This is a genomic window from uncultured Sphingomonas sp. (assembly GCF_902806265.1).
Lineage (GTDB): Bacteria > Pseudomonadota > Alphaproteobacteria > Sphingomonadales > Sphingomonadaceae > Sphingomicrobium.
The window spans coordinates 13,047-27,808 of the sequence record NZ_CADCVZ010000022.1 but is presented as its reverse complement, the minus strand read 5'-3'; the positions used below and the strand labels follow the sequence as shown (position 1 = coordinate 27,808).

The window sequence follows — 14,762 nt, the reverse complement described above, 5'->3', positions numbered from 1 at the left end:
CGCGCACATGAATCAGCTGTTCGGCCTGATCGGCGTCGCCGCCATCCTGCTGTTTGCCTTTTTGCTGTCGAGCGACCGACGCGCCATTCGCCCGCGGGTGGTCGGCGCGGCGTTCGCCATGCAGGCCGCAATTGCATTTCTGGTGCTGTACACGAGTTGGGGGCGCGCAACGATCAACGGGATGGCTACGGGCGTCTCCAACCTGCTCGGCTATGCGGGCCAGGGAACGGCCTTTCTGTTCGGTCCCAGGGAGGCCAACCCGGCGCTGTGGAACACCTTCGCCCTTGGCGCCCTGCCGGTGATCATCTTCTTCGCCGCGCTGGTTTCGATCCTCTACTATCTGGGCATCATGCAGCGGATCGTCCGCTGGGTCGGCGGCGCGATCGGTTGGATCACGGGTGTCGGCCGGGTCGAGGCGCTGGGCAGCGCGGCCAACATCTTCGTTGGCCAGTCCGAGAGCCCCCTGGTGGTGCGGCCTTACCTGGCGGCGCTGCCCCCGGCCAAGCTGTTCACCCTGATGGTCGTAGGCATGGCGGGGGTCGCGGGCACGATCCTCGCGGCCTACGCCAGCCTGCTTGGGGAACGCTACCTGCCCTTCCTCCTTGCGGCGGCCTTCATGTCGGCACCAGGCGGCATCCTGATGGCCAAGATCATCATGCCCGACCCGCGTGAGCCCGAGACTGCGCCGAGCCCGGAGATGGCCGTCGTTGAAGCAGGACCGCCAGCCGAAACCGTCGAGATCGCCGAGACCTTTGAGGAGGGTGAGCGGCCGGCCAACATCATCATGGCCGCGGCGCAGGGGGCTCAGACCGGGGTGAAGCTGGCGGTCGCGGTCGGGGCCATGGTGCTGGCGTTCGTGGCGCTGGTGGCGCTCGCCAACGGGCTGCTTTCCGGCCTTGGTAGCTGGGTCGGGATCGAGGGCCTGACCTTCCAGCGGCTGGTCGGCTTCCTCTTCCAGCCGTTCATGTTCCTGATCGGGGTGCCATGGAACGAGGCCGGCGTCGCAGGCGGGCTGTTCGGGACCAAGATCGTGCTCAATGAATTCGTCGCCTTCATCGATCTCGGCAACGCGCAGGGTGCGGCCGCAGCCCTGAGTGAGCGCAGCCGGGCGATCGTTACCTTCGCGCTGTGCGGCTTTGCGAACTTCAGCTCCATCGCGATTCAGATGGCGGTGACCGGCGGGTTGGCCCCGAACCAGCGGCCGGTGATTGCCCGGCTCGGCATCCGCGCCCTGATCGCCGGCAGTCTCGCCAACCTGATGAGCGCGGCGCTGGCCGGAATCATGCTGCCGGGTTGATTTTCCTGAGGTCGGGCGTAGCGAACGGCGCATGATCGACACGCTTGCCGCCGACAACATCGCGTCCGTTTCGCTCACCGAAGCCGACCGCGCGCTCCAGGCGTTCTCCGACAAGCTCGGGCGCAGTTTCGAGAAATATGGCTTCGCGGTGATCGCCGACCACGGCATCCCGCCTGAGCTGATCGCGCGGGCGGAGGAGAAGGCGAAGGCATTCTTCGCGCTGCCGGAAGTCGTGAAGCGCAAGTACGCGCTGGGGCAGGGCGGCGCGCGCGGCTACACGCCGTTCGGGATCGAGACCGCCAAGGGCCACAAGGCGCACGACCTCAAGGAATTCTGGCACGTCGGACGCGAGCTGCCGGAGGGGCATCGCTTTCGCGAGGTGATGGCCGACAACGTCTGGCCTGAAGAGGTGCCGGGCTTCCGTGAAACTTTCCTCGAGCTCTACGACACCTTCGACCGGACCGGCCTGAAGATCCTGGCCGCGACCGCTCGCTACCTCGGGGTCGACGCGAACTACTTCGCCGATACTGTGCGCGACGGTAACTCCGTGATGCGCCTGCTCCACTACCCGCCGCAACAGGAGCCGACCGGCGAGCATATCCGCGCCGGCGCACACGAGGACATCAACACGATCACTCTGCTGCTCGGCGCAGAGGAGGCGGGGCTGGAGCTGCTGACCAGGGACGGGCGGTGGAGACCCGTATCCCCGAGAGCGGGCGAGTTGGTCATCAACATCGGGGACATGCTGCAGCGGCTGACCAATGGCAAGCTGCGCTCGACCTCCCACCGCGTGGTCAATCCCGCGCCGGACCGGGCGAGCCATGCCCGCTATTCCATGCCGTTCTTTCTGCACTTCCGGCCGGACTTCATAATCGAAGCGCTGCCCGGGACGGTGCCGCAGGGCGAGCAGCCGAAGTGGCCGCCGATCAGCAGCCACGACTACCTCGCCGAGCGCCTGCGCGAGATCAAGCTCGCTTGACCGGGCCGAGCGAGCCCGGACCGCTAAAGCTACAGATCTACGTCGGCGATCTCGGTGCCACCGGGGTAGTCCGCAACGCGCTCGGCATCGCCAACGCCGCGGCGGAGCGGGGCTGGGCGGTTCGGCTGCTGACGTCCCGCGACGATGGGGCGTTGCGAGGCGAGGTCGACGCCCGGGTCGAAGTGATCGCCCTGCTCGGCACCGGGTCCGGGCAGCAACGCAAGCACCGGCAACGACGCGCACTGCTGCCCTACCGGCGGCAGCTCGGCAGGTGGCGGCCGGATGTGCTCTTTTCTGCAGGCAACCATGGGCACCTGCTCAGCACGCTGGCGTGGCACGGCGCGCCGGGGTGCAAGGTCCTGCGGATCAGCAACGCCCTGGAGAGCAAAGGCAGGACGAGCGGGCCGCTGCGGCGGTGGAAGTTTCAGGCCATGGTCGCACGCGCCGATCGGCTGGTCCTGGTCTCCCATGCCCTCGCCCGCGACCCGCTGCTCGCGCCCTTGGTCGCCAGCGGCAAGGCGGTCGTGATCCCGAACGGTGTGGATGTCGAGCGGGTGCGGCGCGAAGCCGCGGCCGAGTGCCCGCACCCGTGGTTGGGTGCCGGGCAAGCGCCGGTGGTGCTCGCGGTCGGCCGGCATGTCGCGCAGAAGAACTTCGCGCTATTGCTGGAGGGCTTCGCCATCGCCCGGCAGCAACGCGCCATGCGCCTGCTGTTCCTGGGCGAGGGAATAAGAGAAGCGATCGCGCCACTTCAAACCCGTGCTACCGCGCTCGGCGTGGAACACGATGTCGGCTTTGTGCCGCCTGTATCCAATCCCTTTCCTTTCATGCGTGAGGCAAGCTTGTTCGCCCTGCCTTCGCTGTGGGAAGGGTCGTCTAACGTGTTGCTGGAGGCGCTGGCCTGTGGAACGCCGATCGTAGCCTCCCGGACTGCCGGCGATGCCGAGCTGATCCTGGACAGGGGCCGCTTCGGCTTGCTGGCGTATCCGGCTGATCCTGCGGAATGGGCCGACGCCATCCTGCGCCAGCTCAGCACCGAGCGGGTGCTTCCCGCCGACCGGGCAGACCGTTTCTCGCGCCAGGCCGCACTGGCTTCCTACCTTGCCTTGTTAGACGAGTGCGGCCGGCTCAATCCGCATCCTTGAGGTCTTCCGGTCCGAAGCCATGAGGCAGCAAGCCTCGGATCGTATCGCGCCGCATGGCACGGCCATCGCCGCTCGCCGACAGGATCTCGATGTCGTGGCCCGACAGCTGCGCGGCTTCCAGCAGCGCCTGGCGGCAACCCCCACACGGCGTCACCGGCTGCTGTCCGGCCAAGCCATGCGCACCGGGAGTTCCGCCTGCAACCACGATACGCGCGATCTGATCGAGGCCGAATGCATGCTGCGCCGCGGCCAGCGCGCTCTGCTCCGCGCAGATGCCGAGGCGGTAGCAGGCGTTTTCCAGGTTGGCGCCGGAGACGACCTCGCCACGGGTGCTCACAACTGCGCAGCCGACGTGAAAGCCCGAGTAGGGCGCATAGGCCTTGAGCGCGGCAGCGCGGGCGAGCGCGATTAGCTCTTCATCTGTCATAGAGATTTCGCTTAGGCGGTCTCCAAAGCGAAATCACCTTCAAGGAACGACCATGACCGTCTGGAAGATCGCGGGCCTGGCCGCCATGCTGCTGGCCGCACCCACGCCTGCGTTGGCCTGGGGCAAGACCGGGCACCGGGCCGCCGCGGCGGTAGCCGACACCCATCTTAGCGGCCTTGCCCGGGCGCGGGTGCAGCAGATCCTGGGTGCCGAGAGCCTGGACGAAGCCTCGACTTGGCCGGACGAGCAGCGCTCCAACCCGGATCCGTTCTGGCAGAAGACCGCCTCTCCCTGGCATTATGTGACGGTGGGCGGCTTCACCTACGATCGCGCTCCATCCGAGGGCGACGCAGTGACCGCGCTTCGACGCTTCAGCGCGGTGCTGCGCGATCCGGCGTCGAGCAGGGAGCAGCAGCAGCTCGCGCTGCGCTTCATCGTTCATATCGTCACCGACCTCCACCAGCCGCTCCACGTCGGCAAGGGCGACGACCGCGGCGGCAACGACGTGGAGGTGACCTGGTTCGGACGCTCGACCAACCTTCATGCGGTATGGGACTCAGCGCTGGTCGACGAAGAGGCGCTCTCCTTCAGCGAGTGGGCGGAGCGGCTGCGGCGGCACAGCACTCCTGAGGATACGATCGCGAATTGGGCCGCCAACCCGCAGGTCTGGATCAGCGAAAGCGCCCAGATCCGCGACACCATCTATCCGGACAAGCCGGAGCTTGGGTACGATTACGTCTACCGCCATACGCCAACGGTTAAGCGCCGGCTGCAACTCGCGGGCATCCGATTGGCGGCCTACCTCAACCAGCTGCTGGAGATCCCGACGGCACCAATAGCGCCTGCCCCATGACTGTGGGCCGCTTCTTCGCCGCGGCGGTTGCGCTTCTTGCCAGCGCTTGTGCGACCACGCCCATTCGGCAGGGAACGTCAGGCCCAGTCGAGGTGCAGATCCTGGCGATCAACGATTTCCATGGCGCACTCGAGCCGCCCAAGCTATTGGTTGCGGCCAAGTCCCTGGATGGGCGCGACGTGGAAGTGCCGGTCGGCGGCGCGGCCTACCTCGCCGGCGCCGCCAAGGCACTCCGGGCCGCGCAGGCGCATAGCGTCACCGTGTCGGCCGGCGACACCATCGGTGCGACGCCGCTGCCCTCCGCGCTGTTCCTGGACGAGCCCGCGATCGATGCGCTGGACTTGGTCGGGGTCGAGTTCAACGCGATCGGCAACCATGAGTTCGACAAGGGCTCGGACGAACTCCGGCGCATGCAGATGGGCGGGTGCGAGAAACACACCAGCCGCCAGCCATGCCGGGTGCAGCCGTTTGATGGCGCCGGCTTTCGGATGCTCGCGGCCAATGTGTTGACCGCTGACGGACGGACGCTGTTCCCGGGCACGGGAATCAAGGATTTCGGGCAGGTGCAGCTCGGCTTCGTGGGCATGACGCTGAAGGAAACCGCCACTCTGGTCACTCCGGCCGGGGTTAAAGGCCTGGTTTTCGCCGACGAGGCCGCTGCGGCGAACGCAGCGGTGGCGCCGCTCAGGGCGGCGGGTGCCGACGCAATCGTGCTGCTCATCCACCAGGGCGCACGGCAGAAGGGTGGGTACAACGACAAGAGCTGCCCGGAGCTGTCAGGCGATCTGCTGCCGATCGTCGACCGGCTCGATCCCGCGATCCGGGTGGTGATCAGCGGGCACACCCACGCGTCCTACGTTTGCACCTACCGCAAGCCGGACGGCACCAACGTGTTGCTGACCAGCGCCGGGCGCAGTGGAATGATGATCACCGACATCCGGCTCGGCCTGCGTGCCGGCGGGCAGGTGCCGGAGGTGCGTTCTGTCGACAACGTGCTCGTGCAAGGCGAGGGCTTCACGGCAGGCGGCAAGCAGGTGGCGATCAGCCCGGCCTTCCGCCGGTTCGATCCGGACCCCGCGGCCGCCGCCCTAGTCGCACGCTACGTCCAGGCGAGCCAGGCCGAGGCGCAGCGAGTGGTCGGGCGATTGTCAGCGCCCGTTACCAAGGACGCATCTCCCGACCGCGAGTTTACGGCCGGCAACCTGGTTGCGGACGCGCAGCTTGCGGCAACTCGCCGGCATGGGGCGCAAGTGGCCTTCATCAATTCCGGCGGCGTAAGGACAGACCTGGTGCCGGGACGGGACGGGACCGTCACCTTCGGCCAGATCTTCGCCATGCAGCCGTTCGGCAACAATCTGGTGGTGAAGACGCTTGACGGAGCGCAGCTGCTGCGGCTGCTGGAGCAGCAGTTCGCCGGCGCGAACTCAGCCGATGACGCGGCGATCCTGCTGCCCAGCGCAGGCTTCACATTCCGCTACGACCTCGAGCGCCTGGCCGGGCAGCGCATCGTTGGAGCGACGCTCGACGGCCGACCGATCGTCCCCTCAACGCGCTACCGCGTGACGACCAATAACTTCCTTGCTTCGGGAGGGGACGGGTTCACCGTGCTGCCGGAGGGTACCAACACCGTGGATGCGGATGTCGACGTGGATGCACTGGAGGCTTACCTCAAGGCTGGCGCGGAAGCTCCGGGGCTCGGACGGATCAAAGACGTGAACGCCGCCGGGCGCCGCTGAAGATCAACGAAACGGCGGCTCGTCGAAGCTGCGGAGCTTGCGGCTGTGCAGGGCATCGCCCTCCTCGCGGAGGAGTGTCAGCGTCTCGATCCCGATTCGCAGGTGCTGGCTGATCGCGCGCTCGTAGAAGGCGTTGGCCTGACCGGGCAGCTTGAGCTCACCATGCAACGGCTTGTCGGACACGCACAGCAGGGTGCCGTAGGGCACGCGGAAGCGGTAGCCCTGGGCGGCGACGGTGGCGCTCTCCATATCGATGGCGACCGCGCGGCTCTGGTTGAAGCGCAGCGCCGACTGGGTGTAGCGCAACTCCCAATTGCGGTCGTCGGTGGTGATCACCGTGCCCGTGCGAAGCCGCTGCTTGAGCCCGTCCTCGTCCTCTTCCGTCACCGCGGCGGCAGCGTTGAACAGCGCATTCTGGACCTCCGCGATCGCCGGCAACGGGATTTCGACCGGAAGGACGTCGTCGAGCACATGGTCGTCGCGCAGATAGGCGTGGGCGAGGACATAGTCGCCAATCGTCTGGCTTGGACGAAGGCCGCCGCAGTGGCCTATCATGATCCACACCTCGGGTCGGAGCACCGCGATATGGTCGCAGATGGTCTTCGCGTTGGAGGGACCGACGCCGATGTTGACCAGCGTTATGCCATCATCCCCATGCGGCCCGATAAGGTGATAGGCCGGCATCTGATAGCGCCGCCACGAGCCTGAGGCGATCTCCGCCTCCGCATTCTCCAGCACGCCGCGGTCGTACAATCCCCCCGGCACCGACAGCGCCTGGTACGGCGTGCCCGGCCGCCGCAGCGTGTCCGTGGAGAAGCGGACGAACTCGTCGACGTAGCGGACGTAGTTGGTGAACAGGACGTAACGCTGGAAATGGGCGGGCGGGGTGCCCGTGTAGTGGCGGAGGCGCGCCAGGCTGAAGTCGGTCCGCGGCGCGTCGAACAGCGCCAGCGGGCGGCCGCTGTGCAGCGCCGAGTCCCACAGCCCGTCGGCTATCTCGTCGCCGATGTGGACCAGCTCCGTGGTCGGAAACCAGCGCCCGAGCTCGGCTGAGGCAACGCCATTGAGCTGCAGGTCCTCGCTGCCGTCGAGGACGTAAGGGTAGGGGACCTCGCTGGCCGAGCGGCCGACGCTGACCTTCACCGGGTAATCCCGCAGCAGATGCTCCAGCTGATTGCTGAGGTACTCGCGGAACAGGGCGGGCCGGGCGATGCTGGCGGTGTATACGCCGGGTTGGTTGAGCCGGGCGAAGGCCCGTGCGGTCACCTTGGGCGGGCTGTCGGGATCGTAGCTGATGCGCAGCTCGGGATAGGCGAAGCAGCCATCTGCGCGGGCGCTAGCCTCCGGACGGATGCCCTCATTCACGTAAGCGCCCAGTGCCCGGCGGAGGTTGGCGACGGACTCGTCGTAGATGCGGCAGAGTTGTTCGATGATGTCGGGGATGGAGGACTGCTCGGTCATGCCCGCCCGCCGATGCGGGAGGCGACATCGGCTGGCAAGTCCTTCATCCCCGACCGGGACCTAAAGCTCCTCGGCGATCAGGCTCATGCAGGTTAATCCCGCTTCCGCCTTCTCCAGCTCGCTAACGTCCAATTCCTCGACATCGAAGCCGACCGCCCGGAGCCGTTCGGCTGTGCGCGGGTAGGCCGACGGATAGAGCAGGCGCTCGCCCACGCGCAGCGCATTCGCGGCAAAGGCCTCGGCAGGATGGGACGGAAGCAGCGCCACACCCGTAAACACCGAAGGATCGATCCAGTCGGGGTTGATCAGAACGGTCGGCCGCCCGGCCTCGTCATGGCCGGCATAAGTGGCGCCCGTTTTGAGATGGAGGCAGCGCTCGTGCGGCACGGGCACGACCTCATAGCCGAGCGGTGCCGCGATATTGGCCAGCGCGACTACCCCGGCGCAGTCGGAGCGGCGCGACTGCCCGACATAGATGGTGCGACCGATGCGCAGCACATCTCCGCCGTCCAGCCGTCCGCGCCGAACCCGGTGGATGGTGAAGCGCTCGGCCAGCGCCTCCGCCGTGCTGTCGGCTTCCGCCCGGCGCGAGGAGGCGCCCGGCCGGGTAATCACCGCATGCTCGCCGAGCAGGATCGCCGTATCCTCCACGAACACCGAGTCGGGATGATGTGCGAGTTCCGGCAGACGGAACACGTCCAGCCCTGCCTTTGCGATCGCCTGTTCATAGGCGCGGTGCTGCTCGATCGCACGTTCGGCGGAAATCGGCTGGCGCCCAAGGTGAGTCAGTTCGCAATCCGCTATGCGCGGGCTCAGCGGCCTGGTGAAGGCAACGGCCAAGTTGGTCTCCTTTAACAACCGTTCGATGGGATCATTATTGTTAATGGCCAGGCGCCGCCACGGTTCCGAAATAAGATGAGCATTGGTGCACGCCTCGGGCAGCCGAAACACTGCAAACGGGCAGTAGGAACGAGCAAGCTAGAACCCGCACCATGCCATCGTCTCGGGCGGCGGTGCGACCGCATCCGACAGCAACGGCAATCATTGGACCCCGACTTTATGGCACGCGGCGGCTGGTGCCGGCGGGTGCCAAGGACGGCATCATGGTCCAGGACTCCTAGGCTTCAGGGCCCCGGATAGCTGGCGAGGGCGCGGTCGAGATCTTCGATCAGATCGGCCGGATCCTCCAGCCCGATGTGCAGGCGGACAAGTGGGCCTGCGAAGGTCCGCTCGCCCGCCGTGCGCATGCCTCGCAGGCTGACCGGCACCGCCAGGCTCTCGAACCCGCCCCAGCTGTAGCCGATGCCGAACAGGTCCAGACTGTCCACGAGAGCATCGCGACCCGCTTCCGTGCCCCCGTCCAGGACGACAGAGAACAGGCTGGTGGACCCGCGGAAGTCGCATCGCCACTGCTCGTGCCCCAGGCAGGAGGCCAAGGCCGGATGGAGCACCCGCGCGACCTTCGGATGCTCCGCCAGCCAGTGCGCTACGGTTAAGCCGTTCGTCTGATGCTGGGCGAGGCGAACGTGGAGCGTGCGCAGGCCGCGCGCGGCGAGGTAAGCCTCATCGGGCCCCACCGCAGTGCCGTACAGGCGAGCCGTCCGGTCGAGCGCGTCCCACCGCTCCGGGCGCGCGGTGACTGCGCCCAGCATGGCATCCGAGTGCCCGGCGATGTACTTGGTGCACGCGACGATGCTGAGGTCGACGCCCGCAGCGATCGCGGAGAAGAAGAGCGGCGTTGCCCAGGTGTTGTCCATCAGCGTTACCAGGCCGCGCTCCCTGGCCACGCCGCACAGGCCGGGCACGTCCTGCACTTCGAATGTGAGGGAGCCGGGGCTCTCGAAGAACAGCGCCCGGGTGCGCTCGGCGATGAGCGCGTAGAGCTGGGCGGGCGTGATCAGCGGGTCGTAGTAGCGGGTGCTGACACCACAGCGGGTGAGCTCTCCGTCGCAGAACGCCCGGGTGGGGCCGTAGGCGCTGTCGACCATCAGCAGCTCGTCGCCGGGCTCCAGCACGCTGGTCAGGGCCATGGCGACCGCGGCCGCACCGGACGAGAAGAGCTTGGTTCCAGTTGCGCCGGGCTCCAGCTCGGTCAGCGCCTCGGCCAGTCCCCAATGCACCGCAGTCCCGTTGCGGCCGTAGTTGAGCGTTCCGTCGCGTGGCGGATAGGCGGCGTGGAGGTCGGCGACGCTGTCGAACAGCACGGTGGAGGTGCGCGCGGGAGGTACGTTGACCATTCCGCCGAGCCACTCGCCGCGGCGGCCGGCGGTCACGAGGCGGGTAGCTGGGCGGCGGTCCTGATCGGTCATGGGGCCGCTCTAGTCCGTCACCGGCGGCGGGTCACCCAGGCCAGACCATTGCTCAGATGGCGAAGAACGTACGGGTCGGCGTAGCTTTCGGTTGTGTGCCCCATGGCGGTGTAGAACACCCGGCCGCCGTCGACCTGCCGCACCCAGCTGATCGGGTTCGGGTTGACGTCCGCCTCGCCGATGGAGGTGGGGTCCAGCGTGACGAGCAGGCGGGAAGTCGGGTCGTAGTCGGCGAAGTCGTACCATTCGTCGCTGCGGCGGATGGTCGCCGCCATGCCGGCGGTTACCGGATGGCTGCGGTCGGCCAAGGCCAAGGTGCCGGTCGGCGTGCCCTCCGGATGACGGGCAAAGCGGCCGCCGATCAGGCGCCCGTACCACGGCCAATGGTAATGCGAGTCCGCGGCGGCATGAACCGCCATGATGCCGCCGCCTGATCGGACAAAGGTCTGGAGCGCCGCCCGGCGGTCACCCGTCAGCCATTCGGATGAGGGCGCCTTAGGGTCGGTGGTCGAGCTCAGGAAGACGATCGTGCGGACGCCGCGCAGGCTGCGGGGCGTGAAGATCGCCGGATCCTCGCTCGCGCGGACTGAGAAGCCCTGGCGTTGGCCGATCCGCCGCATCGCCGTGATCCCCGCCGGAATCGAGTCGTGGCGGTAGCCGGTCGTATGGGAGAAGATCAGCACCTCGCCCCTGGGCAGGGGAGCGGCACCGAGCAGCAGCATGGCGAGGGGAGCGAAAACGCGCATGGCGGCAACGCTAAAGGGGAAAAGGGCGCTCCGGAAGTCCGAAGCGCTTCTCCCTTTCCGCAGCCGTCATGGAGACGAGCGACGCGATTCTCGAAGAGATAGGCACTCGCACCGGCCGTGCTCCGGCGTCGGAAACGCTGAAGAGCTTGGAGGAGGCTGCGGCACATCTTGGCGACGGCGCGCCTCAGACCACTCCGTCAGCCCTGACGCGCTGCCATCTTTCAATCGAGAAGAGCCGCTCCATCATGCCATCTTGGCGGCGCCCTTGGGAGAGCTGTGGCAAAGCCAATGATCGGTCAGGCCACCACCTTCTCCCGCGCGGGCTCAACCCTCTTCTCACCCGCAGCCACCACCCGCGCCAAACCGCGCGAGATCTGCAGTGCGCCGTTGAGCCGTGCGCTCGGCGCGGCCCAATCACGGCTGACGAGGAGCTTGCTGTCGGGGCGCAGCTTGGCCGTGCCTTTCAGCCGGTCGACGTAGCCGAGCAGGCCGGGAAGGTCGGGGAAGCCGCCCTCGGCAAAGGTCACCACCGCGCCGCGGACGCCGGCGTCGAGCTTGGCGATGCGGGCCCGGCGGCAGTTGATCTTGGTCTCGACCACCTGCAGCAGGTTCTGCGTTTCATCGGGGAGCGGCCCGAAGCGGTCGATCAGCTCGGCCGCGAACTCCTCCACGCCGCGGGCGTCTTCCAGCTCGCCGAGCCGGCGGTAGAGGCCCATGCGGAGGTCGAGGTCGGGGACGTAGTCCTCGGGAATCATGATCGGCGCCTCGACATTGATCTGCGGCGAGAACTCCTCCTCGCGCTTCTCCGTCCCGCCGCTCTTCACGTCCATGATCGCCTCTTCCAGCATCGACTGGTAGAGTTCGAAGCCGACCTCCTTGATGTGCCCCGACTGCTCGTCGCCGAGCAGGTTGCCGGCGCCGCGGATGTCGAGGTCGTGGCTGGCGAGCTGGAACCCGGCGCCAAGGCTGTCGAGGTTGGCGAGGACCTGCAACCGCTTCTCGGCAGTCTCGGTGATCTGCCGGTCGGGCGGGGTGGTAAGATAGGCGTAGGCGCGGGTCTTGGAGCGGCCGACGCGCCCGCGCAGCTGGTAGAGCTGGGCCAGGCCGAAGCGGTCGGCGCGGTGCACGATCAGCGTATTGGCCGAGGGGATATCGAGCCCGCTCTCAACGATCGTGGTCGACAGCAGCACGTCATATTTGCGGTCGTAGAAGGCGCTCATCCGCTCCTCGACCTCGGTCGGTGAGAGCTGGCCGTGGGCGGAGATGAACTTTACCTCCGGCACCTCCTCGCGCAACCAATCCTCCATGTCGGGAAGGTCGGCGACGCGCGGCACGACGAAGTAGCTTTGCCCGCCCCGGTAATGCTCGCGGAGCAGCGCCTCACGGACCACGATCGGGTCCCAAGGCGTGACGTAGGTGCGCGTTGCCAGCCGGTCGACTGGCGGAGTCTGGATGACCGACAGCTCGCGCAGGCCCGACATCGCCATCTGCAGCGTCCGCGGGATCGGGGTCGCGGTCAGGGTCAGCATGTGGACATCGTGCTTGAGCGCCTTGAGCCGCTCCTTGTGAGTGACTCCGAAGCGCTGCTCCTCGTCAACGATGACCAGTCCCAGCTTCTTGAACTTGACACCCTTCGCCAGAATCGCGTGGGTGCCGATAACGATGTCGACGTGGCCGCTTTCGAGGCCGTCGCGGACTTGTCTGGCCTCGTTCGCAGGCACCAGCCGCGACAGGCGGCCGACTTCAATCGGGAAGCCCTTCATGCGCTCGACGAAGTTGCTGTAGTGTTGGCGTGCGAGCAGGGTGGTGGGGCAGACCAGCGCCACCTGATAGCCGGCCATAGCCGCCACGAACGCCGCCCGCAGCGCAACCTCCGTCTTGCCGAAGCCGACGTCGCCGCAGACCAGCCGGTCCATCGGCTTGCCCGCTTCCAGGTCGTCGAGCACGTCGGTGATGGCGCGCTGCTGGTCATCGGTCTCCTCGTAGGGAAAGCGGTCGACCATGGCGGGGTAGGCGCTGTCGGGCTCGGCGACCACTCCGGCGCGGGTGGCGCGGAGGGCGGCAGTGGCGATCAGCTCGTTCGCGATCTCCCGGATGCGCTCCTTCATCCGCGCCTTGCGCCGCTGCCACGCCTCGCCGCCGAGGCGGTCGAGCAGTACGCCTTCCTCGCCCGAGCCGTAGCGGGAGAGGACGTCGATGTTCTCCACCGGCACGTAGAGCTTGTTGCCGCCGGCGTACTCGAGTGCGACGCAATCATGGGGCGAACGGCCGACCTGGACTTGGGTCAGCCCTTCGTAGCGGCCGATGCCGTGCTCCATGTGGACGACGAGGTCGCCCGGCGTGAGCGTCGCCAGCTCGGACAGGAAGGCGTCGGCGCTCTTCTTGCGCTTGCGGCGGCGGACCAGCCGGTCTCCGAGCATGTCCTGCTCGGTCAGCACCGCTACCTGCGGCGTGGTGAAGCCATGGTCGAGGGGCAGCACCAGCAGGGTGGCGTCGCTGCTCGCGCCTAGCGCAGCCTGCCAGCCGTCGGCCAGCTTCAGGCTGGTGAGGCCATGGTCCTTGAGCAGTCCGGCGAGCCGCTCGCGGCCGCCGCCGGTATAGCTGGCTAGCACGACCTTGTGCTTGCTTTTCCTAAGCTTGCGTACGTGATCTACGACCGCTTCGTAGATGTTCTCATTCTGCGCGCGCTCGGGCGCGAAGTCGCGGGCGGGGGTGACGCCGAAGTCGACGATCCGATCGCTGGCCGGTTCGGGGAAGGCGGACGCGAGGTGCACCGGGCGATCGGCAAGCACCCCCGCCCATTCCTTGCGACCGAGGTAAAGCGCCTTGGGCTTGAGCGGGCGGTAGCTACCCGGCTCCGCGACCATCGCCCGCTCGCGATTGCCATAGTAATCGTGGATCGACTCGTAGCGGCTCTCCACCGCGCCATCGACGCCGCCGTCGCGGACGATGATGTCGTCCTCGCTGAGGTGGTCGACCAGCGTGCCGAGTCGCTCCTCGAACAAGGGCAGCCAGTGCTCCATGCCGGCAAGCCGACGGCCGTCGCTGACCGCCTGGTAGACGGGATCGCCAGTGGCGGTTGCGCCGAACTGCTCCCGGTAGCGGGTGCGGAAACGCTTGATGCTGTCCTCGTCGATCAGCGCTTCGGACGCAGGCATCAGCGTAAACGCGTCTGCCGCCCCGGTGGTGCGCTGGTCGGCGGGATCGAAGGCGCGCATGGTCTCGATCTCGTCGCCGAGAAAGTCGAGGCGGATCGCGTGGCCTTGCCCGGCGGGGAATAGGTCGACCAGGCTGCCGCGAACCGCGAAGTCGCCCGCGTCCGCCACCGCCTCGGTGCGCTGATAGCCGTTGGCGCTGAGCAGCTGTACCAGCTTGTCGCGCTCTATCCGCTCGCCGGGCGCCAGGCGGCGGGTGAGCTGGCGAATGCGGAACGGCGTAAGGGTGTGCTGCGTGACCGCGTTAGCCGTGGCGATGAACAGCTGCGGTCCATCCCGTTTAGCCTGCAGCGCTTGGAGCGCGGCCAGCCGCTCGGCCATGACCCGCAGCGACGGGGATGCGCGATCGTAGGGCAGGCAGTCCCAGGCAGGGAAGGTCACGACCTGCAGCTCGGGCGCGAACACCGGCGCGGTGTCGGCCAACGCGCGCATGGCCGCCTCGTCGGGCACGATGAGGACCGCGCGGGCGCCCTTGCCGCTGCCGTGCGCGGCGCGCGCGAAATCTGCGGCGAGCCACGGCAGGAAGCCGGTGGGGGCGCCCGCGAGCGTCAGCGGTTCTGAGGCGGAAAGGATACGGTTTAGGTCGGCCACTCA

Annotated in this window: 11 protein-coding genes; 5 read left to right on the top strand and 6 right to left on the bottom strand. The window is 67.6% G+C overall.

The features are described 5' to 3' along the window. The first annotated feature begins 7 nt into the window (after positions 1–7). From QZX62_RS05250 to QZX62_RS05240, 3 genes are read left to right on the top strand one after another with little or no spacing between them, the layout of a single operon-like run. Positions 8–1,297, top strand: coding sequence for a nucleoside transporter C-terminal domain-containing protein (locus QZX62_RS05250; protein WP_294172722.1), 1,290 nt, complete (start codon positions 8–10; stop codon positions 1,295–1,297). A 31-nt stretch (positions 1,298–1,328) separates the two neighbouring features. Beyond that, positions 1,329–2,276, top strand: a complete 948-nt coding sequence (locus tag QZX62_RS05245; protein ID WP_294172720.1) for a 2-oxoglutarate and iron-dependent oxygenase domain-containing protein — start codon at positions 1,329–1,331, stop codon at positions 2,274–2,276. After that, positions 2,273–3,421 (top strand): glycosyltransferase, encoded by a 1,149-nt coding sequence (locus QZX62_RS05240; RefSeq protein WP_294172718.1) that lies wholly within the window; start codon positions 2,273–2,275, stop codon positions 3,419–3,421. The genes QZX62_RS05245 and QZX62_RS05240 overlap by 4 nt, the downstream gene beginning before the upstream one ends. On the opposite strand, the gene QZX62_RS05235 is transcribed toward QZX62_RS05240, so the two are convergent. Then, complete coding sequence (locus tag QZX62_RS05235; RefSeq protein WP_294172717.1) at positions 3,405–3,848, bottom strand: cytidine deaminase; 444 nt, start codon at positions 3,846–3,848, stop codon at positions 3,405–3,407. The two genes, QZX62_RS05240 and QZX62_RS05235, sit on opposite strands and share 17 nt — an antisense overlap. A gap of 52 nt (positions 3,849–3,900) precedes the next feature. Here QZX62_RS05235 and QZX62_RS05230 point away from each other — a divergent pair, with 52 nt between their 5' ends. Continuing rightward, positions 3,901–4,701, top strand: coding sequence for a S1/P1 nuclease (locus QZX62_RS05230; RefSeq protein ID WP_294172715.1), 801 nt, complete (start codon positions 3,901–3,903; stop codon positions 4,699–4,701). Beyond that, positions 4,698–6,437: a bifunctional UDP-sugar hydrolase/5'-nucleotidase gene (locus QZX62_RS05225; RefSeq protein WP_294172714.1), complete on the top strand. Its 1,740-nt coding sequence runs from the start codon at positions 4,698–4,700 to the stop codon at positions 6,435–6,437. Before QZX62_RS05230 ends, QZX62_RS05225 begins: the two co-directional genes overlap by 4 nt. A 3-nt stretch (positions 6,438–6,440) precedes the next feature. On the opposite strand, the gene QZX62_RS05220 is transcribed toward QZX62_RS05225, so the two are convergent. From QZX62_RS05220 to mfd, 5 genes are all read right to left on the bottom strand, one after another. Continuing rightward, the gene (locus tag QZX62_RS05220) at positions 6,441–7,898 is read right to left on the bottom strand and encodes an AMP nucleosidase (protein WP_294172713.1); all 1,458 of its coding nucleotides are present in this window, start codon (positions 7,896–7,898) and stop codon (positions 6,441–6,443) included. 60 nt (positions 7,899–7,958) lie between these two features. After that, positions 7,959–8,738: a dimethylarginine dimethylaminohydrolase family protein gene (locus QZX62_RS05215; protein WP_294172712.1), complete on the bottom strand. Its 780-nt coding sequence runs from the start codon at positions 8,736–8,738 to the stop codon at positions 7,959–7,961. Positions 8,739–9,022: 284 nt separating this feature from the next. After that, positions 9,023–10,207 carry a cystathionine beta-lyase gene (metC, locus tag QZX62_RS05210; RefSeq protein WP_294172711.1) on the bottom strand — a complete coding sequence of 395 codons (1,185 nt, stop codon included), beginning with the start codon at positions 10,205–10,207 and terminating at the stop codon, positions 9,023–9,025. Positions 10,208–10,224: 17 nt separating this feature from the next. Next, on the bottom strand, positions 10,225–10,953 hold the full coding sequence (locus tag QZX62_RS05205) for a ThuA domain-containing protein (RefSeq protein ID WP_294172709.1): 729 nt from the start codon (positions 10,951–10,953) through the stop codon (positions 10,225–10,227). A 296-nt stretch (positions 10,954–11,249) separates the two neighbouring features. After that, positions 11,250–14,759, bottom strand: a complete 3,510-nt coding sequence (gene mfd, locus QZX62_RS05200) for a transcription-repair coupling factor (protein WP_294172707.1) — start codon at positions 14,757–14,759, stop codon at positions 11,250–11,252. Positions 14,760–14,762: the final 3 nt, after the last annotated feature.

What these genes read in the sequence shown, in the direction of transcription:
- QZX62_RS05250 (WP_294172722.1), top strand. Translation starts at nt 8, where the DNA reads ATGAATCAGCTGTTCGGCCTGATCGGCGTCGCCGCCATCCTGCTGTTT.
- QZX62_RS05245 (WP_294172720.1), top strand. Translation starts at nt 1,329, where the DNA reads ATGATCGACACGCTTGCCGCCGACAACATCGCGTCCGTTTCGCTCACC.
- QZX62_RS05235 (WP_294172717.1), bottom strand. Translation starts at nt 3,848, where the DNA reads ATGACAGATGAAGAGCTAATCGCGCTCGCCCGCGCTGCCGCGCTCAAG.
- QZX62_RS05230 (WP_294172715.1), top strand. Translation starts at nt 3,901, where the DNA reads ATGACCGTCTGGAAGATCGCGGGCCTGGCCGCCATGCTGCTGGCCGCA.
- QZX62_RS05225 (WP_294172714.1), top strand. Translation starts at nt 4,698, where the DNA reads ATGACTGTGGGCCGCTTCTTCGCCGCGGCGGTTGCGCTTCTTGCCAGC.
- QZX62_RS05220 (WP_294172713.1), bottom strand. Translation starts at nt 7,898, where the DNA reads ATGACCGAGCAGTCCTCCATCCCCGACATCATCGAACAACTCTGCCGC.
- metC (WP_294172711.1), bottom strand. Translation starts at nt 10,207, where the DNA reads ATGACCGATCAGGACCGCCGCCCAGCTACCCGCCTCGTGACCGCCGGC.
- QZX62_RS05205 (WP_294172709.1), bottom strand. Translation starts at nt 10,953, where the DNA reads ATGCGCGTTTTCGCTCCCCTCGCCATGCTGCTGCTCGGTGCCGCTCCC.